The sequence below is a fragment of the Streptomyces sp. AM25 genome, from assembly GCF_058146165.1.
This window is the reverse complement of the sequence record NZ_JBKIWN010000034.1, coordinates 79,158-102,809: the sequence shown is the minus strand read 5'-3', so window position 1 is coordinate 102,809 and position 23,652 is coordinate 79,158. Positions and strand designations below refer to the sequence as shown.

22 protein-coding genes and 1 pseudogene are annotated in these 23,652 nt (G+C 69.6%); 11 read left to right on the top strand and 12 right to left on the bottom strand.

From position 1 onward, the window contains the following. Together ACLHRZ_RS32060 and ACLHRZ_RS32055 are read left to right on the top strand one after the other, a co-directional pair. Positions 1-327: RNA polymerase sigma factor (locus ACLHRZ_RS32060; protein WP_490422103.1), on the top strand; the 327-nt coding region annotated here is incomplete at its 5' end. A gap of 20 nt (positions 328-347) precedes the next feature. After that, positions 348-1,013, top strand: coding sequence for a hypothetical protein (locus ACLHRZ_RS32055; protein ID WP_490422102.1), 666 nt, complete (start codon positions 348-350; stop codon positions 1,011-1,013). Between the two features lie 927 nt (positions 1,014-1,940). On the opposite strand, the gene ACLHRZ_RS32050 is transcribed toward ACLHRZ_RS32055, so the two are convergent. The 3 genes from ACLHRZ_RS32050 to ACLHRZ_RS32040 form a co-directional block, all read right to left on the bottom strand. Further along, positions 1,941-2,165: a hypothetical protein gene (locus ACLHRZ_RS32050; protein ID WP_490422107.1), complete on the bottom strand. Its 225-nt coding sequence runs from the start codon at positions 2,163-2,165 to the stop codon at positions 1,941-1,943. A gap of 53 nt (positions 2,166-2,218) precedes the next feature. After that, positions 2,219-2,896: an HNH endonuclease family protein gene (locus tag ACLHRZ_RS32045; RefSeq protein WP_490422106.1), complete on the bottom strand. Its 678-nt coding sequence runs from the start codon at positions 2,894-2,896 to the stop codon at positions 2,219-2,221. A gap of 308 nt (positions 2,897-3,204) precedes the next feature. Continuing rightward, on the bottom strand, positions 3,205-3,378 hold the full coding sequence (locus ACLHRZ_RS32040; RefSeq protein WP_490422101.1) for a hypothetical protein: 174 nt from the start codon (positions 3,376-3,378) through the stop codon (positions 3,205-3,207). A gap of 433 nt (positions 3,379-3,811) precedes the next feature. Here ACLHRZ_RS32040 and ACLHRZ_RS32035 point away from each other — a divergent pair, with 433 nt between their 5' ends. Continuing rightward, positions 3,812-5,146, top strand: coding sequence for a cell division protein ZapB (locus ACLHRZ_RS32035; protein WP_490422100.1), 1,335 nt, complete (start codon positions 3,812-3,814; stop codon positions 5,144-5,146). Positions 5,147-5,357: 211 nt separating this feature from the next. On the opposite strand, the gene ACLHRZ_RS32030 is transcribed toward ACLHRZ_RS32035, so the two are convergent. The 4 genes from ACLHRZ_RS32030 to ACLHRZ_RS32015 form a co-directional block, all read right to left on the bottom strand. Next, positions 5,358-6,914 (bottom strand): hypothetical protein, encoded by a 1,557-nt coding sequence (locus tag ACLHRZ_RS32030; RefSeq protein WP_490422099.1) that lies wholly within the window; start codon positions 6,912-6,914, stop codon positions 5,358-5,360. A 273-nt stretch (positions 6,915-7,187) separates the two neighbouring features. Further along, positions 7,188-7,766, bottom strand: coding sequence for a hypothetical protein (locus ACLHRZ_RS32025; RefSeq protein WP_490422098.1), 579 nt, complete (start codon positions 7,764-7,766; stop codon positions 7,188-7,190). A 38-nt stretch (positions 7,767-7,804) separates the two neighbouring features. Beyond that, entirely contained in the window at positions 7,805-8,722 is a 918-nt protein-coding gene (locus tag ACLHRZ_RS32020; RefSeq protein ID WP_490422097.1) for a recombinase family protein, read from the bottom strand. After that, the gene (locus ACLHRZ_RS32015; protein ID WP_490422096.1) at positions 8,715-9,467 is read right to left on the bottom strand and encodes a hypothetical protein; all 753 of its coding nucleotides are present in this window, start codon (positions 9,465-9,467) and stop codon (positions 8,715-8,717) included. Before ACLHRZ_RS32015 ends, ACLHRZ_RS32020 begins: the two co-directional genes overlap by 8 nt. Before the next feature lie 306 nt (positions 9,468-9,773). On the opposite strand from ACLHRZ_RS32015, the gene ACLHRZ_RS32010 reads away from it, so the two are divergent. Both ACLHRZ_RS32010 and ACLHRZ_RS32005 read left to right on the top strand, forming a co-directional pair. After that, entirely contained in the window at positions 9,774-12,914 is a 3,141-nt protein-coding gene (locus ACLHRZ_RS32010; protein WP_490422095.1) for a Tn3 family transposase, read from the top strand. 237 nt (positions 12,915-13,151) lie between these two features. Then, positions 13,152-13,328 (top strand): annotated as a pseudogene (locus ACLHRZ_RS32005) (trypco2 family protein); the annotation flags it as partial. A 77-nt stretch (positions 13,329-13,405) separates the two neighbouring features. Here ACLHRZ_RS32005 and ACLHRZ_RS32000 read toward each other — a convergent pair. Beyond that, entirely contained in the window at positions 13,406-14,326 is a 921-nt protein-coding gene (locus ACLHRZ_RS32000) for a MurR/RpiR family transcriptional regulator (RefSeq protein WP_490422094.1), read from the bottom strand. A gap of 45 nt (positions 14,327-14,371) precedes the next feature. Next, positions 14,372-14,686, bottom strand: coding sequence for a hypothetical protein (locus tag ACLHRZ_RS31995; RefSeq protein ID WP_490422093.1), 315 nt, complete (start codon positions 14,684-14,686; stop codon positions 14,372-14,374). A gap of 47 nt (positions 14,687-14,733) precedes the next feature. Here ACLHRZ_RS31995 and ACLHRZ_RS31990 point away from each other — a divergent pair, with 47 nt between their 5' ends. The 4 genes from ACLHRZ_RS31990 (at position 14,734) to ACLHRZ_RS31975 (ending at position 18,870) form a co-directional block, all read left to right on the top strand. Next, positions 14,734-15,987: a metal-dependent hydrolase family protein gene (locus tag ACLHRZ_RS31990; RefSeq protein ID WP_490422092.1), complete on the top strand. Its 1,254-nt coding sequence runs from the start codon at positions 14,734-14,736 to the stop codon at positions 15,985-15,987. A gap of 306 nt (positions 15,988-16,293) precedes the next feature. Beyond that, positions 16,294-17,202, top strand: a complete 909-nt coding sequence (locus ACLHRZ_RS31985) for a recombinase family protein (protein WP_490422091.1) — start codon at positions 16,294-16,296, stop codon at positions 17,200-17,202. A 485-nt stretch (positions 17,203-17,687) separates the two neighbouring features. Next, the gene (locus ACLHRZ_RS31980; RefSeq protein ID WP_490422090.1) at positions 17,688-17,954 is read left to right on the top strand and encodes a hypothetical protein; all 267 of its coding nucleotides are present in this window, start codon (positions 17,688-17,690) and stop codon (positions 17,952-17,954) included. 358 nt (positions 17,955-18,312) lie between these two features. Continuing rightward, positions 18,313-18,870, top strand: a complete 558-nt coding sequence (locus ACLHRZ_RS31975) for a hypothetical protein (protein ID WP_490422089.1) — start codon at positions 18,313-18,315, stop codon at positions 18,868-18,870. Between the two features lie 928 nt (positions 18,871-19,798). On the opposite strand, the gene ACLHRZ_RS31970 is transcribed toward ACLHRZ_RS31975, so the two are convergent. Then, on the bottom strand, positions 19,799-19,942 hold the full coding sequence (locus ACLHRZ_RS31970; RefSeq protein ID WP_490422088.1) for a hypothetical protein: 144 nt from the start codon (positions 19,940-19,942) through the stop codon (positions 19,799-19,801). 641 nt (positions 19,943-20,583) lie between these two features. Between ACLHRZ_RS31970 and ACLHRZ_RS31965 the strand changes: the two genes are divergently transcribed. Together ACLHRZ_RS31965 and ACLHRZ_RS31960 are read left to right on the top strand one after the other, a co-directional pair. Continuing rightward, positions 20,584-20,757 (top strand): hypothetical protein, encoded by a 174-nt coding sequence (locus ACLHRZ_RS31965; RefSeq protein WP_490422087.1) that lies wholly within the window; start codon positions 20,584-20,586, stop codon positions 20,755-20,757. Between the two features lie 29 nt (positions 20,758-20,786). Further along, the gene (locus ACLHRZ_RS31960; RefSeq protein WP_490422086.1) at positions 20,787-20,981 is read left to right on the top strand and encodes a hypothetical protein; all 195 of its coding nucleotides are present in this window, start codon (positions 20,787-20,789) and stop codon (positions 20,979-20,981) included. Positions 20,982-21,080: 99 nt separating this feature from the next. Here the strand turns inward: ACLHRZ_RS31960 and ACLHRZ_RS31955 are convergent, their stop codons facing one another. After that, entirely contained in the window at positions 21,081-22,286 is a 1,206-nt protein-coding gene (locus tag ACLHRZ_RS31955; protein ID WP_490422085.1) for a site-specific integrase, read from the bottom strand. A 26-nt stretch (positions 22,287-22,312) separates the two neighbouring features. Further along, positions 22,313-23,392: a hypothetical protein gene (locus ACLHRZ_RS31950; protein WP_490422084.1), complete on the bottom strand. Its 1,080-nt coding sequence runs from the start codon at positions 23,390-23,392 to the stop codon at positions 22,313-22,315. Positions 23,393-23,652 lie beyond the last annotated feature (260 nt).

The following is a 23,652-nucleotide window of genomic DNA, read 5'->3' as shown; positions in this document are numbered from 1 at the left end:
CATGATCTGGACTCCAGACAGGACCTAGTGCCGGTGGCGGTCTTCGAGGAGACCGTCCGGCCACTGAGCGCGGCTCCTGGGGAAGAGGTCGAGCAGGCCATGGTCCGGCTCGACGTGCACCAGGCGATCGCCGGCCTGCCCGACCGCCAGCGCACCTGCGTCTTCCTGCACCACATCCTCGGGTGCTCCGCCGAGGAGATCGCCGATATCACCGGCCTGGCCGCCTCCACCGTGCGCTCCCACCTGGCGGCCGGACGCGCAACGCTGACCAGCCGTCTCGGCGCCCCGGCCGACGGCCCCGCCACGTCTGAGGAAGGAACGCTGTGATCGACCGCATCCTGCATGGCATGCAAATCCGCACCCCCGCCGAGGCCGGCATGCATCCCGCCGATGAACTGGACCGGCTGCGCGAGCGGATCGAGCGCGCCGAGCAGCGGCGCGCGGCTCTCGCGCGGACACCGCAGGGCTGGCTCAGGCCCGATTCCCCCGAACTCGCGGGCCCGGCCACCGGGCAGGGGGAGCAGACGGTACTCCGGCAGAGGCGGCACCGCGTGTGCGGTGACGTGCGGGCGTTGTGCCACGCCGTGCTCGCTGCCCCCGGAGCAGGAGCGCGGGCAGGACGGTTCGTGATGTCCGAACACCCCACCGACCCGGTCGGGGCCCGCGGCCTGGGCTGCCTGCTCTACCTCATCAGCGGCGAGGGCGAAGGTGCACGGTTCTGGTGGCGCTACGCCGCCGGCATCGGCGACGGCACAGCCGCCTACCTCACCTTCCTCGAAGCCCTCCTGCGCGGGGAACACCAGGAAGCGGCTCACTGCTACCACGCTCTGCACGCCGAGGAGTTCCTGTGCGACGACGACTTCGAGGCCGTCCAGCCGAAGACCGGCCCGGCCGCGTCCCCCAGCTCGGCCCCGGGCCCCGACCGTGCCGAGGACTGGGTCCCCGTGCGCTTCGAGGGATGCCTGCACGACGTCATCGCCGTTGCCGGCAAAGAGCTCACCGCCGCTGCCTGAACCGTCACGTGCACGTAGGTGATTGTGGCGGGGTGGAGTGGTTCCGCGCGCTGAGGAGCAGCCCGACCGCGTCAAGATCCTCAGCGACTGCGAGCCCTTCCGGCATCTTGCAGCAGCCCGGGGCCGCGGCGCCGGCCTGGTCTCCCGGTATCGCACTCGCCGTTGGGCTGGGCGAGCGATGCCGGTGGCGGTAGGGCGGGTGCCGCCGTGCTCTCGCCGCCTGTGCACCCGGCCGTCCTCGCTGCGAGATCGAGGTGGGCGGGGGATCGGCGCGGGCTTCTTCGGCAAGGGCCACCACGTCTAGGAAGTCGTCGACGACTCCATCGACGAGCTCAGCCAGCTTCTCGGGGAGCCCGAGGTCCCGTCGTCGTTTCTCGCCCCGGCAGCGAAGTGCCTGGTCGGCAACGGGCGTCCTCGCGGGGCGCGTTGGCTGTCGACGGGGGCCGGTAATGTGTTGCGGTACCAAACGCCTTGCCGGGACCGTTCGGTGCTTCGTGGGTCATGTCCTCCCATGGGGTCCACGAGCGCTGGGCCCCGGAGAGGGGGTACCCGATGGGCTACGGTCCGGAGGGACACCGCGGCGACAGGTGGGACCGGCTCTACCGCTGGGCCCGCTGGCTCGGCCCGCTCCGTGCGGTCATGCTGACCGTACGGGACTGGTTGTAACCGGAGCCTGCAGCACAAGAGCCCCGGCCTGACGGCCGGGGCCCGGACGCGGTGCTGGTAACGGCCTCGTCCCCGACAGCTTGGCCGGCAACAGGGGGCGGGGCCTCTCGCGCGTCTGCGCCCTTGCTTCCTTTCAGAATGAAAGGGCTTGTCGTTGCAGGACGACGACAAGGAGCGCATCCCATCTAAGCAGCGCGCCTCCTCGATGTCGAAGGCAACCTCGCCACCCTGAACAAGATGAGGCTGTCCGCCCCGCCGGGTCTAGCCGGCGGCTTCAGCTTCCCCACCTGCTCTGACACGGTCGAGGACGGTCTCGTGGAGGGCAGCGATGCCGCCGGCTGGCACGGGCAGGGGGCTGCCCTTGAGGGTGTACCACTCCTCCGCGCCGGTGTACTGGATCGCGATGTGGGCGTGGCCGCCGGGCAGGGCGGTGGTGGCGACGGTGAGGTCACCGGTGACCACCCCGACGGTGCCGGTCTCGGTCATCACCCCGCCGGGCCCCGTCGTGACGTTGTCCACGTGCTGTTCGGCGGACTGCTTCACTGCTCGCACGTGTCCAGCATGTCGGCCAGGGCTTCCTGTTCGGGCTGCGTGACGCTGAGCCGGTAGAGGCTCTTCACGTGGGTCCAGGCCCGAGAGTAGGTGCACCAGTACGTGTGCAACGGTGGCTTCCACTGGTCCGGGCTCTTGTCGCCCTTGCTCCGGTTGGACGCCGCTGAGACGGCGATCAACTGCGGGTTGGTCAGGTCGTTGGCGAAGGCCTTGCGCTGGTCGGTGGTCCAGCCGTCGGCCCCGCTGCGCCAGGCGTTGGCGAGGGGGACCATGTGGTCGACGTCGATCTGGGCGGCGGAGTTGAGGACCTTGCCGTCGTAGGGGCTGGCCCAGGTGCCGGCGGTGGCCCGGCACTGTTCGTCGGTGGTCACGTTCTTGCCGTCGCGGACCAGGACGGTCTCGCGGGTGTCGCAGGTGCCCTGCTGGCGGATCCAGTGCGGGAACTTCGCGCGCGAGTAGCCGGTCATGGCGTGCGGGGCTTCGACGGTGAGGTCGGCGAGCTCTTGCCTGGCAACGTCGGCCGACGGCGGCTGCGGCAGATCCCGCTTGGCCGGCAGGACCGGGGCGGGAGCCGCGGCGGACGCGGGGCCGGCCGCAGATGCGATGACGGCGGACAACGACAGAACGGCAGCAGCGGCGACGCGACGCCATCGGATACGAGTGATCACCCACCAACCGATACTGCCCACAACCGCCCGTGCCGGGGATTGTCACCCGGATCACGGCGCGGCACACCAAGCCGTTGACCCGGGGACGACCATCTGGGCAGCGGCCCACCCCGACGGCGATGACCACCCTCGGGGTTGAGATCCACCGGCGGCCAGCGCCGCCCGCGGGCGTTGAGTCCCGGGGGCGGCGGGATCGGAAGCCGCCGCATCAGCGCGCGCAACCACCCGGAAGGCTGGGAGCCAGCGATGGGGCCCACGCGCAATTCGGCCGCCGGCGGGCAGGGCGGGCGCGGCGTGGGGGGACGTCAGTGCCCGATCCAGAAGGCTCCGCCCAGGGACCCGAGAACGGCCGTGCCGAGGGCCAGGAGCCGGGGGGAGAGCTGCTGCACGGTCAGGTGCAGTCCTCCGATCCGCAGTTCGAGGAACGGCACCGGCTCCGGACGGGCGGTGCGTGCGGGGGCCTGGGGCTTGCTGGGCATGTGCGTCTCCGTTCGCTTGGCGGCCCGCCGGATGCGGGCTCGGAACCGAGCGTCGGGAAGTCGCGAGCGATGCGGTAGCGGCAAGGGCCCTTGCCCGTGGACTGGCAACGTTCCGGCGCCTGCAGGAGTCCCGGGGAGAAAGCGCTGATGCCCCCTCGCTGGTGGGGTGCCTTTGGAAGGATGGTGGCGGGAAGGCTGATGCGAGATGAACGACTGTGCGGGGGGCCGCGGCAGCACGGGACCGGACGCTGCCCGTCGGTACGGGGACGCGCTCAAGAAGCACTTCCAGCGGGCTAAGGCCTCCCAGGCCGCCTTCGCCCGCGCCATCCCCATAGATCCGTCGGCCATCACCCGGTTCTTCCAGGGAGAACGAATCGCGCCGAAGGACTTCCTCACGGCCCTGGGCGCCTTCCTCACAGCACGGAACGTGCCGTTGACGCAGGAAGAGCTGGACCACCTGGACGAGCTGCGGATGACCGCTCTGCAGACCAGCCCGAAGCTCAAACACCAAGTCCAGTACTGGAAGGAGCGGCACGACGCCCAGGAGCATGAGGCACGGGCACTGCGCCAGCAGGTGCAGAACCTCGGCGAAGGGCCGGCGCAGGCCGTTCCGGAAAACGTTGCCGGGGCGGCAACGCCAGTCGCCCCGGCCAGCGTGCATACCGACGACGCGTCCGAGACGGGCGGCGAAGCCGTCTCCGAGGCTTCCTCGCGGCAGGGGGACACTCCAGTCACGACCGGCGAGGACTTCGAGGGTCTTGCCCGGCACGGCAGCGTGGACGACGTGCTCAAGACCTTGTCCGTACTGCACAGGCGCGGTCGTTGGGACTCCAACGACCTTGTGAGGAGCCTGGGGCAGTACCGTCCGGTGGACGAGCTGCCCCACCTGCTGGCCCGCCTGCGGGTCGGCGAGCATTTCGAAGATTCATGGCGGGTCGCCTGGGCAGTGGGCGAGCACCGTCCGGTGGACGAGTTCCCCGCAGCCATGGCCGCCCTGCCGGAGGAGAACTCATGCGTCACGCTGGGTGCGGCAGATCGCCCCGTCGAGGATCTGCCGGCCTTGGTCCAGGCCCTGCGCAGGGCGGGAATGAGTTCCGAGGCCGAGGATCTTCTCCGTACCATCGGTGGCTACCGCGACCCTAAGGACGCCGGCGCGACGGTGGCGGCGCTGCGGACGACCGGGCAGGATCCCGATCTTTATCTCTACCTGGACGGCATGGCCTCAAGCTCCGACGAGGCTGACGTCGCGGAGAGGATCGCCGGGCTCCGCCGAGATGGGCATCAGGTCGAAGCCGATTACGTCGTCAGCGTTGTGCCCGCAGAGCAGCGTCAGAATGTCCTGCGGAAGGTACGGCCGGTGCCCGACAACGCCCGGCGGAAGAAACAGCCGAGACCCGGCACCACCTGGCGCAGGCTCGCCCGCGGCATGGTCCAACTCGCCCGTGGCGCGGTCCTGCTGGTTGCATACGCCGTGCCGGTGCTCACCGTTGCCGTCATGGCCGCCGCGCTCCGGGACGGCGCCCCGGGGATGGGGCACGGGATCATCCTGCTGTACGTGGTGCTGGGATCTCTTACCTGGGGTGTTCTGAAATGGCCCTTCGGCTGGATCGTCGACCTCGTGACGTGCTTCAGCCCGCCGGTGTCTCAGTCGACAGACAATTACCTGCACCTGCTCGCCCTGGCAGCCGGGCTCTTCTTCCCCGGCTCGCTCGGCCCGGTCAGCGCCCTGGGCAACGGGCTGGCGCACTTCCTCCTCAACCTCGTGTGACCGCCCCTGCTCCGGCGGGCTCCGCTGAGTTGAGCTACCGGAGCAGGTCCTCGGTAGTCGCAAGAACCCCGCCGAGAACCTGCTGCTCACCAACAGTTAGACCCATTGGATCCAACAGGCCCGAGGGGGCGTACCGACCGTTTTCCTAATGCGACAGTTTTGGGCGTTTTCCCCTTGTTCGATCTGAACAAGGGGGCCGTAGCTTCGGGGGTTACCTGTCCTGCGGGCGGAACCCCTCGACACCGGCCGCGGCGGGGTCGGGCGCCGGGGCGATGTATTCGGCTACTGCTCGCCGGGCCCATGCGGTTGTGCCGGGGCTGCGCCGCGCCTCGATCTCGCCATCGAGCTGCTCGTTGGCGATGCGTTCGGCGTCCGGCGGCAGCAGGTGCCGGTCCATCAGGTTGTCCAGGGTGTGACGGACCGCTGTGCGCTCGGGGCCCTCGGGCAGGGCGCGGCGGGCGGTGTGCAGGGCACGGGCGATGGCGGCCTGCCCGACGGCCAGGAAATCGCGGTACGTCTGGCCGCCCTGGGCGAGACGGGCGGCGGCCTGGTCCCGGGTGAGGCCTCCTCGGTCGGCGATGGCGTCCACCAGGGCGTCCTGTCGGTCCTGGCGTGCCGCGTCGATCCGCTCGGTCCGTTCCGACCAGGTCGGCTCGCGGAACAGGTTGTGCAGCTCGCGGCCTTCCTGGGTCCAGTCGTGCAGGTCCCGGTCGGGGTGGCGCGGTCCCCAGTCCTCCGCCCACTGGTACGGACCGCCGGCGCCGATGCCGAGCGCGGCCGCGATGTTCGAGGTCTGCCAGTCGGTCCAGATCAGCGTGCGCCAGCCGGTGCCGGTCCACACGATCAGCGAGGAATGCGGCGGGTTGCCCGTGCAGTCGTACCAGGCGGGCTCGGGGATCTCGGACCTGCCGGGGGAGGCAGGGCGCGGACCCTCGGCAGTGGAAGAGCGGGGGCGCTCGGGAGCATCGGGGGCCGGGAGGAACGACTCCACGGTGAGGGAGACGATGCCGTTGTCGGTCCCGTGCTCGACGACGTCGGCGCGGGCGTAGGGGCCGCGGTGCGCGGTGTAGGCGCGGGCGATCTGACGGGCGTCGTCCCGGCTCGTGCACCAGCCGACGGTCTGCCAGTCCGAGGTGCCGCCGCCGTAGTCCTCGCCCACCACCTTCTTGCCCTCGTGTCCGAGGTCGAGCCAGACCGTGACCTGCCAGCGCAGCCCTGGCGCCGGCGTGAACTCCTGCGGCGGGTCCACGATCTGACCGGGTGCCTCCACCGGCCAGCCGGTGTGCGCCCAGATCCACCGGCCCTCGTGCGCCCACGCCCACTCGGGCATCGCCACCACGCTCACGGTGCCGTCGGCCGCACGCACCGGCACCGGCACACGCGGCCCGCGATTGGTCGAGCTGTAGCCGGAGCGGTGCGGCCCGTACTGCGTCTCGCGCAGCACGTAGCCGTCGACGGCCGCTTCCACCGACGCCCACCGCCGCCACTGCGGACGGACGCCCTTCTCCTGCGCCCGCATCCGCGCCTGGACCACCTCCGGGTCCGGCTCGGCCAGGCGGACCGGCAGCGGCCCACCCGCGGCCGCGAGCGCCCGCAGACCCTCGACGACCAGGCGCTCGCCCTCGGGCAGCACCTGGTCGTCGAAGAATTCGAGATGAGGCGGAAGTTGGTGACCGGTGGCCTCGCGGCGGAGGGCGGCGGTGTACTTAGCGCCGGCACGGGCATCGGCGCGGGCCCGCTTCGCTGCGGTCGACTGCTTCTTCGGCACGACGTCTCCCGGGCCGGACAGGCCCCACGCTCCTCCGGCCCATCCGTCAGGGGCCACAGCAGGAGAACGAACAGCACAGCACGCTCACGGGCGAGCTGGATGGTGAACTGCGCGGGCCCCTGGAGACCTTGGCCGCCCCCGTTACGGGGCTGCCCGCGGCGTGGGCGCGGGCTGAGCGGCGACCGGCGGTACGCGGCTAGCCGGGTGGTGCACCATTAGGGTAGTGGGCGGCGCTGACAGGGCGCCGGACCTCGAGCGCACGAGCGGTACCCCCTACTGCTCAGCGCCCGGCCCGCTCTCCCGGGCCAGAGGGGCGAGCAGCCGTGCCAGCTCGTGGAGTCCGTCGCGGACGATCAGGTGGTCAGCAGCAGGCAGGCGGGCCGTACGCCCGTCGCTCAGTTCGGCCTCTTGATGCGCGGTCTGCTTCGTCAGCCGGACCGTGGCCGCCTGGCCGTCGTCGAGCAGCAGCTCCGCCGTCACCGACTCGACCACCGGCAGTCCCTCCTTGAGGCAGCTCTCGATCAGTTCGGAGTTCCGCGCGTTGAGGTCCCCTGTCGGCACCTTGGCGGCCATGTGCTCGTGCACGTGGAGGGAGGCCCGGCGCAGCCGCTCCACGACTTCCTCCCCCTGGGCGAGCTGGTCGTCGGTGTCGGCCGCCACCAGCTTGGCGAACTCGGACAGTGCGATGGCGAGCTGGGCGCCAGCCTCGCCCAACGGTTCACGCTCGGGCCCGGTGGCTGCAGGCATCAGCACGTCGCAGGCGTGCTGAGCGAGGCCGCGCAGTGCCTGCGGGTCCAGGGGTGCGTAGGGCTGAAGCTTCCCGGGCTCGGCCGAAGTCTGATAGGTCGTCATCGGTGTGTCCCCTTCGTGGTGGTGGATTGCCAAGCTGCTTACCGCGTGCCCCGGACGGAGGTCACGCGGCCGGAGTGGATGCGGTGGGCCTTGCGGCCGGCGGGCGACTGCAGCAGCGCGGCCGCGGAGTGCTCGACCATCGCCGTGTGGACGCTGACCGGCGCGGTGACCCGTACCAAGTGGCCCTGCCCCCGGCGGATCGTCTGCCCGGCGGCCAGCGCCTGGCGGACCACGTCGTCGACGACGGCGGCCAGGTGCTCGGCGACTAGGCCGGGCACGTCGACCACCACGACCGGATCGACCTCGACGGCCTGGTCCTGGCCGTCGGTGACGTCATCGTTCAGGAACTGGGTGAGGTCGGGCGAGGTGCGCGCTCCGGCGGAGTCAAGCGCCCGGCGGATCACCTTGGGGTCCACGTCGTAGTGACGGGCGAGCGCCTTCACCGCGCTGCCGCGCTCGTAAGCGGCGACGATGTCGGCGGCCTGCTGGGCGCTGAGCCGGGCGGGGCGCCCGAGGGTCTTGCCTTCCGCGCGGGCGGCCGCAACCCCGTCCCGCGTGTTCTCACTGATCATGTCCCGCTGGAACTCCAACACCCCGGCGAGCATCGTGACGAACAGCTTCGTCATCGGGTCCTCGGAGGTCAGGTCCATGCCCGCCCAAGCGCCGGAGGCGATGCGCAGATGCAGCCCCCGGCGCCGCAGGACGTCGCGGACATCGAGGACGTCCTTGACCGAGCGGAAAAGCCGGGCGGCGTCCGCGAGGCGCACGACGTCGCCGACCGCCGCCTCGTCCAGCAGGTGCACGAAGCCGGGCCGTTTGAGCGGGTGCAGACGATTGGAGGTTGCCGGGTCCTTGTAGGCCGGGGCGCCGGCGTTGAGGTAGGACGCGAGGTGGTGCTTCTGGCGGAGGTTGGTCTGCTTGTCCGTCGAGTGCCGCAGGTACAGCCGGTCAACCACGGCCGCCGTCCTTGTCGAGCGGGGTCACGGTCCCACCGATCAGGCGCTCGGTGGCGTCCATGGCGTGGGCCTTGCAGGCGAGGAAGGACCCCCCGGCCGTGTCGGTGACCTTGTGGGTCAGCGGCTCGCCGCACGGGACGCCCAGCCGGTCGTAGTTCCACGAGCGGTGGCAGTCCGGTTCCTGGCACTGGGTCCGGCCGCCGCTGGTGGACAGGGTGTTGCTGTGCTCGGGACAGACGCCCCAAGGCACCGCGCACACCGAGCCGTCGCGCACCGCCCGGACCCGGGCGAGTTCGCTTGCAGTATCCGCCAGGGCCTCGCTCACGTTGGCGATCTGCCCGGCAACGAAGTCCATGCGGAAGACGAGGTGCTCGTCCTCCTTGCTGGCACGCAGCCGTCGCTCGACATCGCGGATGCGCTCCTGCAGCGCGCAGGCCTCCGCCATCAAGGCTCGGATCTCGGCCGGGGTCGGCTCACGATCGTCGGCGGCGGGCTCGCCATCGCGGGCGCCGGCCTCCCACCGGTCGAACCCCCGCTCGCGGACGTGCTTCCAGGCCTGCTTGGTGCCGATGACGCCGTCCGCCCAGTCGAGCGCCGACTCGATGTCGGCGTTCTCGTCGTGCGGGTGGAACAGCTTGTGGCACTCGATGATGTGCTCGCCGCTCTCGCGGTCGCCGGTCAGCTCCCAGCCGGGCACGTCGACGTCGATCGGGCCGGGGACGAGCGTGAAGCGCGGGAAGGACATGATGCCCCCTCGGGATGGGCCGGGCCGTGGACGGTCCCGGTGGTCGACGGACAGCCTAGGGAGGCAAAAAGGGGAGGCGCAAGCAAAATGCGGTACTGATTGGCTAGCGATCGCATTTCCGCAGGTCGCCCATTGGATGATCCGTTTAGAGGTCATGGACGGCCGTGGGGACCAACGGAACAGCCAGTATCGGTGAGATTGATCTTGGACACCGTGGAGGTGATCCTCTAGCACCGGCCGCCCGTTTCCGATGGACGTTCGCTGAAAGATCCGCGCTCGCTCGTGGCGGGTGGTTACGTCCGCCGTATGCCAGTCGAATTTCTGACCGATGAGCAGGCCGAGGCGTACGGGAAGTTCTCCGAGGAGCCGACACGGCCCGAGCTGGAGCGGTTCTTCTTCCTGGACGACGTGGACCGGGACCTGATCGCGCTGCGGCGTACGAAGCATCACCAGCTCGGGTTCGCTCTCCAGATGTGCACGGTGCGGTATGTGGGGTTGTTCCTGGGCGAGGACCCTTTGGGTGTGCCGTGGCCAGTGGTCGAGCATCTGGCCGAGCAGTTGGGGATCGAGGACGCGTCGTGCGTGAAGCGGTACACGGAGCGGCGGCAGACGGTGTACGACCACGCGTGGGAGATACGCGACGCGTACGGCTACCACGCGTACGAGGACCACGAGATGGGCCGGAAGTTCCGGGCGTTCCTGCATGGGCGGGCGTGGACGGCGCACGCGGAGGGGCCGAAGGCACTGTTCGACCATGCGGTGGGCTGGCTGCGCCGGAACCGTGTGCTGCTGCCGGGTGTCTCGGTGCTGGCGCGGGAGGTGGCGGAGGTCCGTCGCATCGCGGAGAAGCGGCTGCACACCATGGTCGCGAAGGCCGCGTGGCGGGCGGATCCGTCGCTGGCTGGGGACTTGGTGGCGCTGCTGAAGACGCCGGAGGGGAAGCGGTACTCCTACCTGGAGCAGCTGCGCCGGCCGCCGACGCGGACCACGGGCACCGCGATGAAGAACGCGCTCCAGCGGGTGGATGAGATCGCCGCGTACCGGCTGGGGCGGGTGAAGCTGAACAAGGTCCCGCCGAACCGGCTGGCCGCTTTGGCCCGGTACGGGCTGGGTACGAAGGCGCCGAAGCTGGAGCGGACCTCGGAGCCGAAGCGCACGGCGATGCTCACCGCGGTGATGCGGCACCTGGAGGCGAAGGCGATCGACGACACTCTGGACCTGTTCGAGATCCTGATGGCCACCCGGCTGATCAGCACCACGAAGCGGGCCACGGACAAGGAACGCCTGTCCACCCTGCCGCAGTTGGAGAAGGCGTCGAGGATCGTCGCGCGGGCCTCGAAGGTGTTCATCGAGGAGCTGGAGCTGCTGGAGGAGACCGGCTGCGATGTCGACGTGGCCGCACTGTGGCGGGCGCTGGAGGAGGTCGCGCCCCGGGCCGCGCTGTCCAGCGCGGCGGCCACGGTGGTGAGCCTGGTCCCGGAGGACGACGACTCGGCGGAGATCGCCATGCGGAACGCGCTGGCGTTGCGCTACAACACCGTCAAGCCGTTCCTGGCACTGCTGGGCGAGACTTCGGCGCTGGGCGCGGCGACCGGCGGCAAGCGGGTGCTGGCCGGGGTGAAGCGGCTGCCCGCCCTGGCCCGGCGGCGGGTGAGCGAGAAGTCGTTACTGCCGCGCGAGATCGACGACAAGCTGGTGCCGCCGATGTGGCGCAAGGCGGTGTACGCCAACGCCGACCTGCCGGCAGGGGCGGTGGACCGCGACGCGTACGTGGTGTGCGTGCTGGAACAGCTCTTCCGCGCCCTGAAGCGCCGGGACATCTTCGCCTCCCCCTCGCACCGCTGGTCCGACCCACGCGCCCGGCTGCTGGACGGCAAGGAGTGGGAGGCCGTGCGGGAGGATGTGCTGGCAGGCCTGAGCCTGGACGCGGACGCCGAGCAGCATCTGAAGGACCTGGTCGCCGTGCTGGACGCGGCGTGGAAGCAGATGGCCGAGCGTCTGGAGGAGGCCGGCGACGACGCGAAGATCAGCATCGAGGTCCAGCCCAACGGGCGGGCGAAGCTGAACGTGGAGAAGCTCCACGCGCTCGGTGAGCCAAAGTCGCTTGCCTGGCTGCGCAAACGGGTCGAGAAGATGCTCCCGAAGATCGACCTGCCGGACCTGCTGTTCGAGGTGCACACCTGGACCGGCTTCCTGGACGCCTTCGTGCACCTTGGCGACGGCAAGACCCGCATGAAGGACCTGACGACCTCCGTGGTCGCCCTGCTCGTGAGCGAGAGCTGCAACATCGGGCTGACCCCGGTCATCAACCCGAACATCGAGGCCCTCACCCGCTCCCGCCTCGTCCACGTCGACCAGTACTACCTGCGTGCAGACACCATCGCCGCCGCCAACGCCGCTCTGATCGAGGCCCAGGCGAAGGTGCCGATCGTCAAGTTCTGGGGCAACGGGCTGCTTGCCTCCGTCGACGGCCTGCGCTTCGTCGTCCCCGTCCGCACCATCAACGCCGCCCCCTCGCCGAAGTACTTCGCGAAGAAGAAGGGCATCACCTGGCTGAACGCAATCAATGACCAGGTGATCGGGATCGGGCAGATGGTGGTGCCCGGCACCCCGCGCGATTCCCTGTTCATCCTGGACGCGCTGCTGAACCTGGACGGCGGGGTGAAGCCGGAGATGGTCGCCACCGACCACGCCTCGTACTCGGACATGGTGTTCGGCATCTTCAAGATGCTCGGCTACCGCTTCTCCCCGCGGTTCAAGGATCTCGAAGACCAGCGGTTCTGGAAGGCCCAGATGCCTGGCGCCGAGGCGGCGGGCGGCTACGGGCCGCTGGAGGCCATCGCCCGCAACAGGGTGAGTGTGAAGAAGGTGCTTACCGCGTGGCCGGACATGCTGCGGGTGGCCGGCTCCCTGGTCACCAACCAGGTCCGCGCCTATGACCTGCTGCGGATGTTTGGCCGAGAGGGCCACCCCACCCCGCTGGGGCAGGCGTTCGCCGAGTACGGACGCATCGCCAAGACCCTGCACCTGCTCGCCGTCGTCGACCCCATGGACGACACCTACCGCCGCCAGATGCACAAGCAACTCACGGTCCAGGAGTCACGTCACAAGCTCGCTCGGGACATCTGCCACGGCAAGAAGGGCACCATCCACCAGGCATACCGGGACGGGATGGAAGATCAGTTGGGCTCGCTGGGGCTCGTTTTGAATGCGGTCGTGCTGTGGACGACTCGCTACATCGACGCCGCTGTCGCCCAGCTCCGTGCCGAGGGTCACGAGATCAGGGACGAGGACGTGGCCCGGCTGTCCCCGCTCAAGCACCGGAATCTGAACTGTCTGGGCCGCTACAGCTTCACGGCCTCCACTCCGGCGGCCGGTGCCCTGCGGCCCCTGCGCGACCCGGACGCGGTCGAGCTCGACGACGACGAGGACGGCGCGGAGGACTGACATCCGCGGGGCCACCAGGTGTTGGACGAGGACGCCGGGCGGTTGTTCCCCTCAACGCTTGCCAATCTCAGCTGCCTTGGCTGCTATAGCTTCCGGGCCTCCCAGCCTCTTGATGGTGGCCTGCGTCCCCTGCGTGATACGGCCACGACCGATGCCGAGGAAGACGAGGACGCCTGGCTGAGGACCTCTGAAGCGTGAGTGCCGGGAAGATTGCGATGTCAGCCAAGGAGGATAGGAATGGACGATCGGATTGCCGCTGGGCTGGCGGGGACGATCCAGGCGCTCCGCGCGGAGCTCACCGCTGCGATGAGCAGTGGACGCGACGAGGCTATGCGGTTCGAGCTGGGAGCCGTGGAGTTGAACGTCACACTGGCGATATCCCGAGAAGCCACAGGGGACGCCGGGGTGCGGTTCGGCGTCGTGCGAGTTCCTCCCGCTCGGCATCCACCAGTTCGGTTGAGAGCATCGGGGTTCTTTCAGCTGGTGCTGGGTCAGTGCGGGGGTGTGCGTGATACGTGGAGGATGCCGAAGCGTTCCCACAACTCCTCGGCGCGGCGCAGCCGTTCGGTGGTGTGCTCGGGGCGGTGCGCGGCGAGTTGGGCGCACAGGGCCTGGGCCAGGGCGAGGGCGGCGGTGAGGGAGGGGAAGAAGGCGGTGCCTTCGGCGGGGACGGTCAGGACATGATGTGCGGTGCGGGCGAGGGTGGTGGTGGCCGAGTCGGTGATGGCGCACACCGTGGCGCCGCGTTCCCGGGCGGCTTGCGCCGTGCGGACGGTGTTCTCGTAGAGGCGCCAGAGGCTGATGGCGATGACGGTGTCCTGCGGGCCGATGTTGGCGAGGGTGTTGAGAGTGTCGGGCCGGCCGTGGTCGCCGAGCAGTTCGACGGGGTACCCGGCCAGCGCGGCGTTGTGCGTCAGGGCCAGGCCGATCGCGGCGTAGCTGCCTTCGGCGCTGACCAGAGTGCGTCGGCTGGTCACGATTGCGGCCACCACCTGCTGGGCGGTGGCCGCATCGAGGTGCCGGTTGGTCAGGGCGACGGATTCCAGGTCACGGCGCAGGGAGTCGGCGAAGACGCCGTCTTGCCGGGTGTGGTGTTCGGCGGCGATCTCGGGGACGCTGAGTGAGGTCAGGTAGCGGGCCCTGAGTTCGTTCTGGAGGGCGGGCCAGCCGGAGAAGCCGAGTGCCTGTGCGGTGCGGGTCACGGTGGCCCCGTTGACGCCGGCTGCGTTCGCGATCTGCTGGGTGGAGCCGTAGGTGCTCATGCGTGGCTGGGTCGCCAGTACGTCCAAGACGGCCTGCGCCTTGGGACTGAGCGATGTCCGGGAGGCCTGCTCGCGCAGCCACTGCCCGTCCACGGCGGAGGCCGGATCCTCCGGATCCCGTGCTTTCGCCTCGTCCTCGGGTCGCTCCACCGTATTTCCTTCCGTTTCCCGTGTGTGCTGTGCTGGCTCACCGCATCATCCATCGCTGACGTGGCAAGTGCGCCGACTGCGTTGGCCCGTCCAGCGGTCTGCAAAGTTCTGCATCAAGTGTTGCAGATGGCGATTTATGCATTTACCGTTGCATGGCATGTCGCGTTTGTCCGCCATAAACGCCGCCCCGACGGATTCCGTGGCCCCGACGCCGCCGGGGCCACGGTCATAGCCGGGCCGGCCGGCATCCCTGTCCACCTGTTGATTCGCCGGCATCTTCAGGCCGGCCATCGCCGTCCTCGCCGCCAGGGCCATCAGCATCCCGGCCACCGCCCGCTGGAACGCATTGTTTCTGCTCACGCCCAGACGGGCCGCACCACCATTACCGCGCAAGGAGCACTTTGCCCATGACCACCGGCCTTCCCTCCGCTGCCCCGCTCCTGCTGCGCAACGCCCGCATCCTCGACCCCGAATCCGGCACCTACACCGAGGGCGACCTGCTGGCCGTCGACGGCCGGGTCGTCGAGCGCGGCACCCGGCTGAGGGCCCCCCGGCATGCCGAGACGCGCGACATGCGCGGCTCCTACGTCCTGCCCGGACTCATCGACGCGCACGTCCACGTCACCGCCATCACTGCCGACCTCGCCTCGATCGCCACCACCTCCCCCCTGTACGTCGCCGCGCACACGATCAAGATCATGGGCGGGATGCTCGACCGCGGCTTCACCACCGTCCGCGACCTCGGCGGCGCTGACTACGGAATCGCCGCGGCCCAGGCCGAGGGCACCGTCCGAGGCCCCCGGCTCGCCTTCGGCGGCCGGGCCCTGTCCCAGACCGGCGGCCACGGCGACTACCGAGGCCCCGGCACCCACCTGCGGGACGACCACCCCTGCTGCGGCGACGACTCCCGCATCGCCGACGGCGTGGACGCCGTCCGCGCCGCCGCACGCGACGAACTGCGCAAGGGCAGCCACCACCTCAAGGTCATGGCCTCCGGCGGCGTCGCATCCCCCACCGACAGGATCGACTCCACCCAGTACTCCATGCCCGAACTGCGCGCCGCCGTCGAGGAGGCCGAAGCCTGTAACCGCTACGTCGCCGCCCACGCCTACCACGCCCGCGCCGTCAACCGCGCACTCGAAGCAGGCGTCCGTTCCATCGAACACGGCAACCTGATCGACGACCGCAGCGTCCAACTCCTCCTCGAACACGATGCCTTCCTGGTCCCCACCCTGGTCACCTACTGGGCCCTGGCGAACGAAGGCCCCGGCTTCGGCCTGCCCGAAGACAGCCACCGCAAGGTCAGCGAAGTCCTGGACGCAGGACTCGCCGCCCTGGAACGCGCCCACCGCGGCGGCGTCACCCTCGTCTACGGCTCCGACCTCCTCGGCGGCATGCACCGCCACCAAAACGAAGAGTTCCGCATCCGCGCCCGCATCCAGCCACCCATCGACGTCATCCGCGCCGCCACCACCAACGCCGCCCAGCTCCTGGGCCAAGAAGGCAGCATCGGCACCCTCACCGTCGGCGCCCGCGCCGACGCCATCGTCCTGGACACCGACCCCCTCCAAAACCTCGCCGCCCTCGCCGACCCCGCCCTGCACATGCCCCTGGTCATCCAGGCCGGCGCCATCACCCACGACAGACACCCAACCACCTGACCCGGACCGGAACAGCCCTCGCCGTGTTGCCCGACCCCGTCGGACACCGCCGACTGTCCGTCAACGGCCGTGGGGACCAGTGGGGCAGCCGTTAACGGCTGCCCGTCTCACAGGGCATTGGGCATTGCCCCGGCCCTCATTGTGCCTCCGTATAGCAGATGTGACGCACGGTCATTCTCATAAATGGGCAAATGAGAAGCCGCCGCCCTGACCCCGCCCGGTGCCCGGCTTGTCCGGACCCCTGGTTCTCAATCGGATTCTTGGAATGCTTTCTTGAAACCACGTCACACCGGTAGCTTTCGAGGCATGACTGACGAGGGGTTCGACGCGCCCGCCGCCATCGAGCGCCACCCGTGCCCGACCTGTGACGTGCCAGCCGGGTCGGCGTGCCGCACCAATATGGGGAAGACCGCGGCGAAGTACCACACGCGCCGCCTCCAGCTCGTGCCCCGAGTCGCCGAGGAACTCCACGTCCTCACCCCGCCCGACCGCAGCCCCGGCAGACGCTGGGTGATCGGACCCGAACCCGGCGGGGCCGAGTCTGCCGAGCCCGTGCCGCTGGCGGCGGGGATCACGGCGGTCCGCATCGGCTACGCCCGCTGCTCGACGGCCACCCAGGAACTCCAGTCCCAGCTCGACGCTCTGGAGCCGGTCTGCTTCGAGGTGTTCCACGAGAAGGTCTCCACCCGCGTCAAGGTCTGGCCCGAGTACGAGAAGGCCGTCGCGGTGGCCCGCCGCTTCAAACGGCTGCACCCGGACGTCCAGGTCGTCCTGACCGTCCACGAATTCCGGCGCCTCGGCCGCGGCACCGACCTCCTCGTGACCGTCGAGGACTTGCGCAAGGCCGGTATCGCCCTGGAGTTCCTGAGCGGCCCCGTCACCGGCCTGTACGACCCGGGCGACCGGCACGGCCAGGGCGCCATCCTCTTCGGCGTCCTCGCTGCGCTGTCCGGCGCCGAACGCACCTACACCCGGGAGAAGACCCTGGAAGGCCAGGAATCCGCCCGCAAGCGTGGCCGCACCGGCGGTCGGCCGCCCTCCCTCGACGCCGACCAGATCGAGTACGCCCTCGCCCTGCGCGCCAAGGGCACCCCCATGAAGGAGATCCAGCAGAAGACCGTCATCACCCGGGGCAAGCACAAGGGAAAACACCCCAGCCTGCCGACGCTGTACCGCACCCTCGCCGACCCCGCCACACAGGGAACGGACGCATGACCACGACTGTGCGCTTGACCTGCTACGCGACCAAGATCAATCTCACCGATACTGGCTGTTCCGTTGGTCCCCACGGCCGATGGAGGCGCAGACGGCCGATTTTGTCTCCGCCGCTGAATGGATCTGGTGACGGCCTCCTGCGCGCGCGTCCAGCCCGGGTGTCAAATCATGTGACAGCAAACTGCACTCTCTGCACGGTTCCTACTCGACCCCCTTATCCGACGCGATACTCGCTCCGAGGCCCCGTCCGCCGGCGCAGCGCGGGGGAGCACCAGGACATCCGGATGATGTCGCACAACCCGGGAGAAACTCCGGAAGCGGCCCCGCCGCACCTTGCGCAAGGGCACACTTCCCGCAGGGAGCACACGGCCCTCCTCTCGGAGGGCGGAGTCGAACCTGCGGGCCCTGGGAGCGCTCCCTACGTGATGGATTCGTGCCGAAGGAGTTGGCGCGCGACCGGGCCCCCTCGGCGCGTCAGCATGCCCATGCGCACCCGCACCCCGCACCTGCTCGGTACCGCCGCCGCCTCCTCGGTGCCGCCCTCCGCACTCGCCCTCACCGGCGCGCCCTGGTGGGCGCTGGCCCTGGCCTCCGCCCCCGGCGCGCTTGCGCTTCTCGTCCAGGCCGCCTTGCCGCAGAACTCCCGTGACCGCCTGGAGTGGTGGCGCGACCGCCGTCGGCACCGCGAACGCCTCGCCCAGGTCCGGCACGGCCGGCATCCCGCCGACTCGGAGGACTCGGCCGCGGCATAGTCGCCCGTCCCAGTTGTCCGGCGTGCCGAACGCGTGGTCTGCTGCGGCCTCTACACCGTCCGGCACGCTCATTCAAGCCCTCGCGAATCGGTGCACGCCTGTCCGGGCACCGGGCAACGCCCCCTGGTCAGGCCTTGAATGAGCGGCGGCTGCGCTGAAGAGCCAGCCCCGGCCGGTTGACGGCAGGCGAGTCGGCCCTGACGGGCACCGGACGGAAATTCGCGAGAAGTGGATCCTGCACGCGATCCGGACAACGGTTGCCCCCGTCCGACCCGCTCCCGAAGGCGCCACGGTGGCGGGGCCGGACGTCCCCCCGGCGTGCGGACAGGCCGTACGCCTCGAAGGAAGGGAACTGCACATGTCCGGCCTCGTACTGTCCCCGCCGGAGGACGACGGCTCAGCCCAGAGGGAGTCTCCCGGCCGCGACTCACTCGCGCTCGGCGCCGGCGCGGCGTCCGCCCTCCCCGCCATGCTGGGGCTCACCACCCCCGCCCCCTGGTGGGCGGTGGCCCTGTCGGGGATACCCGGCGCGATCTGCGCCGTGCTGTCCGTGATGCTCCCTCAGCGCTCCGCGCACCGGCTCGCCTGGTGGCGTGACCGGAGACGCCACCGCGAGCAGATGGCCGATGCCCGCCGACTCCGCGCCGGTGGCCGATGGGCCGACGGTTCCGTCTCCTGTCGTCTCCGCCACGGTGAGCCGACACCCGCACTGCCGACCGTGCTCGCCCGAAGCAAGGTCTGCGGGCACCGTCGAGCCGGGGTCCGGTCAAGGGTTCGCCCGTCGGCCTGCCCGGGAAGCCTGCAGGGCGTGGTCCGTCCGCCGGTTGGACGGTTCGTCAGGTTGGCGGACACGACGGCATCGATCGTGCTGTCCGCCGTGCCCATTGATATGAACGGGCAGTATCGCGCCCGTTGACGCATGAGGACGTTTCGAACTGTCTGACCAGCCGCGATGCCGTTTTATTGGGGTCGCTACTCAGACCTCAATGGTGGAGCGCGTCGATGGCTGCCACCCCCTGGGGCCGATTGCAGGGGTCCATGCAGCGAGATTAGGGCCTGTCGGTACCTTTCCGTCCGTGGCCTGTTGAGCCGTAAAGGCACATGCGGGAGGCTCTCCATTGGTGGCCAGCTGCTCCTGTCCTCCCTGCGCTGGTCCTGTCCGCGCAGGTCATCGGTGGTCTCGCGAGACCGGTCTCGGTCTCGGTCCGGACCACGGTCCGGACGGTCCACAGCGCGGTCCGGACCGCGTTCCACCTGGTTCTCGGTCAACCTGTCCGGATAACCCCAACACCCTGTCCGCGCAGGTCATCGGTGGTCTCGCGAGACCGGTCTCGGTCTCGGTCCGGACCACGGTCCGGACGGTCCACAGCGCGGTCCGGACCGCGTTCCACCTGGTTCTCGTCGCGGACCGAGACCGGTCTCGGTCCACCTGTCCGGACCACCCAACACCCTGTCCGGACGGCCTTCTCGGCTCGATAGAAATTGCATGCGGCCAGGCTCTGTTCTACGTGCCGAAAGTTGCTCCCCCAGTCGCCCATCTCGCCCGCTCTTGGAAAATAATGTTGCGAACTGGGCCGCCAGAGAAGCAGCTGACGAGACAACAGAAATTTCGAAAACGAGACTGGCAGGAAACCATTGACTGTCAGGAAAAAATAAAACCCCGGAGAGAGTTCGGGGCTGCAGCGGGTCCTAGAAATTTAATTAAATGGCCGCGCGTGGTAGCCTAACCATCAGACAGTCCACATGAGTGGACCCCGTGCCCGCCTGCTAGCGATGACACGGGGTCCGTCTTCGGCGGGACTACCGATGGGCTCACCCTGGCCGGGGTGAGCCCATCAGCGCTTTTACAGCGACCAGTCCCTCCAGGAACGTACCAGGTAGTACGCCCCCCTCAGGATGGCCGCCGCCAGCTTGGCCACATCAGTGGCCCGCTGGAGCTTCGTCCGCGCCGGCTGGGCCCCGGGGGAGCCGTCGCCGACGTTTGACACCGTCAGTCACCTCCCCTCGCCGGATGGATCCAGCTGGAGCACCCACCAGGCGACCCACGGGGAAGTGACCTTTACATTACACCACTCGCGGCGTCCGCAAGCCCCCCACGAATGCCCAACTGCCCCTCCGAGGACGCCTCCTGGGGTGCGAATCCATCGGGGGGCTGCAATAAGAGGCTCGACCCTCCTGCGAGCGCGACGTAGACAATTCCCTCAAGTTTTTCTTTCCCCTGGGGGGGATAGTCGCAGGTCAGGGACGACCTCAATTCTTCTGGGTAACAGGAACCTCGGTACTGGAAAGCAACTATCCAGGGCCCTTGCTCCCATACGGTGGAGGGGGCTGGCCGCCCTCTGTGACCTGGGCAACACACAGGCTTCCTGGGCTGGTTGAGGCCTGGCTCCGATGCGGCCCGGCAGTGCGGGCCGTCCCTCGCGACCGGTGCACAGCGGCACGGCCCACAAGAAGCCCCAGGGGCCCGTGAGGCGGCTGGAGGTCCAGTGCGCTGCGGCCCGCGGGGCGTTCTTGCCGACCAGTCGTCAGCGGCGGAACACCTGGACCAGGGGCTGTTTCTGACAGCGGGGTACGGGCAGGGTGCACATGCCCGCTGGAGGGACCAGCGGGAGGGGAGGGGAAGCACCGCATGTCGAACATGACCTACCTGGGGAACCACAGCGAGACCCTGGCCGACCGGGCGGAGACCAGAACTCGGGAGGAAGAGCGCACCGAAGCGATCGGGGCGGGGCTGGCTGCCATCGCGTTCGCGTTGCTGGAGGTCGCCGAAGCGATACGCGAAGCAGGCTCCCAACACCGGTGACAGCTTCGGCGGTACGGGAGAATCGGGGCGTGCCGACGGCGTACGCCTCGATCACCGCGCTGGACCGGCTCCTCGACGACCTCGACGTCGGGGAAGCGCGCCGGCGCCAGCTCGACATGGTCCGCGGCGAACTGCACCGGGCCCTGCTCCGCGGTGCCCTGCCGGTCCAGCCGCGGACAAGTCGGCGGTGCACATCGTGCAGGGGTGTAGAACCTCACGCGTAGCCATAACGGGATGAATGACCAGCACGCCTAGCCGTAACGGCCCCTGGCCCTCCTCCGACGTACGGGCTCAGCGCGAGTGGCAGCAGTCTTGGCGGTGGGTCAGCTTCCGGCGGTCTCGGCCTTCCCACCGTACAACGGCACCTGCTTGAGCGGGTCGCGCTTTCCGACCCCGTGGCGGCGGTCGTAGACGGTGTCGGCGACGTGGGAGTCGCCGGTCCAGCGGCCGGCGAAATTACGCTCGGCGAGTGGCACGTCGGCGTCGATCATGTCGCCGTTGGCGCCCGCGCGCCAGGAGTGGCTGGAGACCTTCTTGCCGTCGATGTAGGGCACGCCGGCCTGCTCGGCGAGGTGCTGGAAGCGCTCGTTGAGGGAGCCGGGGCGCATCCGGGTGCCGCGCTTGCGGTCGGCGGGGTAGGTGACGAGATTGCCGCCGCGGGTCAGGGCGCGGAAGAGCGGGTCGTTGGGGCCTGCGGCGCCGAGCTCGGCGAGGACGGCGAGCCAGGCGCGGGCGCGGCGCACCAGCTGGAGGTCCGCGCGGTCCTCGATGAATCGGCTCGAGCCTTGGCCGGCCTGGTCGGTCTTGGAGGTGGCCGTGGTGACGTGCAGTCCGGTGTCGTAGACCTTGACGCGCTTGATGAGCTGGTCGGCGAGCTCGGATTCGCGGTGGAGGTTGGAATAGGCGAGGGCGGCGAGGAAGGCATCGCGTTTGCCGATGTTCGTGGACTCGTCGATGGCATCGATGATGCGCAGGTTGTACGCGATGGTGACGGCGGCCGCGCGGTCGACGGTGCCGCCGGAGCGGGCCCATTCCTTTCGCCAGGCGCGGAGACGGCCCTTGATGCGGGTGTCGTCGGGCCGGTAGTCGACGGGCTGCCAGTTCTTGATCCGGCTCATGTACTGGCCGACGGTGTCCGGGACGTACGCGCCCGTTTTACCTTCGCGGACCAGGTGCAGCCCGTAGGCGGTGTAAGTGGCGGTGGTACACGGGTAGGCCAGCCGCGGCGGGTCCTGCGCCGCACACCATGCCTCGAACGCCTTCACCGTGGAGTCCCGGTTGACCAGGGTGTTCTCCGCGAGGTCCTCGTCGGCCAGGTCCTCGAGGTCTTCCTCCGACAGCCGGAAGTCGGCGTCGGTCCACGGCGGCCGCCAGTCGGCGCGCTGCGGCAGCTGGCCGGGGCCGAGCATGGTGTGCTGGGTGATCAGGTAACGCGGCCCGGTGTGGGCAGCGCCGAGCGGTCGCAGGGCTGGCAGGACGTCGTCGGCCGGGAGGAGCTCGGCGTCGATGGGCTCGCTGTCGGTCGTCACAGCTGTCTCCTTTGTCAGCTGGGGGGTTAGAACCTGTCGAACCTGTCCGCGAGGCAGTCGTCGCACATGCCGCTCTCGTCGGGCACTATGAGGTCGTTGCAGCACCCGCACTCGGCGAGTTCCTCGAAGGAGCCGCCGCAGCCAAAGCACAGTGATCTGGGCGTCCCGGGCGCCGCCGCCACCAGGACGTTGTCGAGGATCAGCGTCGGCTGGGCGCACTGCGGGCACCGGTAGGTGCCGGCGGGGTCCTGATCCCGCCCGCGGGCGTAGTCGGCAATCGCATCTGAGACGGTTGGCCAGAGCTCGTGGCAGAAGAGGCAGTTGGGACTGTCCTCCTCACCGAGGAGCATGGCCCACTCGCCGCAGTGGGGGCATTCCACGGTCTGGTACTGGAGGGCCTCGAGCTCGCCGCGCAGGCGGTTGCGCCGCTCGGTGAGGAAGGACTGGATGCCCCGGACGGCCTCGCCGACCTTGTCGAGGCCGAGGCGGATGCCGCGGGCTTCGTCGTCGGTGAGCTGGGGGAGCAGGTGGTTGTGGACGAAGGCCAGCAGGAAGTCCAGGACGGTGGCGGCGCGTGCCTCGACGGCGCGGACCGGGGCGGTCAGGCCGTAGTGCTGGAGGGCGTTGCGGGACTTGGCCAGAGACTTGAGTCCCTTGGCGGCTTCTTCGCTGATCCGGAGGCCGGCGATGTGCCGCAGCCGGTCGACGGCGGCTTCGGTGGTGCAGCTTTCGAAGTCGCCCTGCTCGAAGCGCTCCCGGGTGGCCCGGCCCGGGTCCTTGAAGACCAGGCTCCAGTGCTCGCGCTGCAGGCGGGCCTTGAGGAGGACCTCGGCTGCGGCCTGGAGGTGGAGCACGGCGTACTTCACGTCGCGGGGGAGGGGGGTGCCGTCTCCGGCGAGATGCTCGACCACGCTGACGAGGTAGTCGACGCCGTTCTCGACGGGCGGGAAGTCGATCTTGTGGTGGTGGCCCGGCATCTCTGAGGGCAGGACCGGTCGCGGTGCGGGGAGGATGAGCGGTTCCGCGTCGGCCGGATCGAGCCAGACCGTGACCGATGTCGGGTCATCCGTCTCGTTCATGCGCTTCTTGCCGTTGTGTCCGCTCACGCGCCCCCCTGCGAGTGTCATGCCCGCGCCGTTTCCGAGTTGGCGGTTATTCCTGAAAGAATACCCGGCTACCCGTCAGTAATCGGTGAACAGGGGCTGGTTGAGGAGGGCGAAACCTTCAGACGGCCCGCTGACGGTCTGTCGGGGGCGTCCGCACCCGATCACACCATCCTGTGCGCGTTCGGCCGCGAGAGGGCCGGTTCTGCGGGTCGCTTTTCTGGCCGCCTGGGCGAAAAATCATTCAGCGCCCAGTGTGCCGG

Coding starts and splice junctions, on each gene's coding strand:
- ACLHRZ_RS32055 (WP_490422102.1), top strand. CDS start 348: ATGCAAATCCGCACCCCCGCCGAGGCCGGCATGCATCCCGCCGATGAA.
- ACLHRZ_RS32050 (WP_490422107.1), bottom strand. CDS start 2,165: ATGACCGAGACCGGCACCGTCGGGGTGGTCACCGGTGACCTCACCGTC.
- ACLHRZ_RS32040 (WP_490422101.1), bottom strand. CDS start 3,378: ATGCCCAGCAAGCCCCAGGCCCCCGCACGCACCGCCCGTCCGGAGCCG.
- ACLHRZ_RS32025 (WP_490422098.1), bottom strand. CDS start 7,766: ATGACGACCTATCAGACTTCGGCCGAGCCCGGGAAGCTTCAGCCCTAC.
- ACLHRZ_RS32015 (WP_490422096.1), bottom strand. CDS start 9,467: ATGTCCTTCCCGCGCTTCACGCTCGTCCCCGGCCCGATCGACGTCGAC.
- ACLHRZ_RS32010 (WP_490422095.1), top strand. CDS start 9,774: ATGCCAGTCGAATTTCTGACCGATGAGCAGGCCGAGGCGTACGGGAAG.
- ACLHRZ_RS31990 (WP_490422092.1), top strand. CDS start 14,734: ATGACCACCGGCCTTCCCTCCGCTGCCCCGCTCCTGCTGCGCAACGCC.
- ACLHRZ_RS31985 (WP_490422091.1), top strand. CDS start 16,294: ATGACTGACGAGGGGTTCGACGCGCCCGCCGCCATCGAGCGCCACCCG.
- ACLHRZ_RS31980 (WP_490422090.1), top strand. CDS start 17,688: ATGCGCACCCGCACCCCGCACCTGCTCGGTACCGCCGCCGCCTCCTCG.
- ACLHRZ_RS31975 (WP_490422089.1), top strand. CDS start 18,313: ATGTCCGGCCTCGTACTGTCCCCGCCGGAGGACGACGGCTCAGCCCAG.
- ACLHRZ_RS31965 (WP_490422087.1), top strand. CDS start 20,584: ATGTCGAACATGACCTACCTGGGGAACCACAGCGAGACCCTGGCCGAC.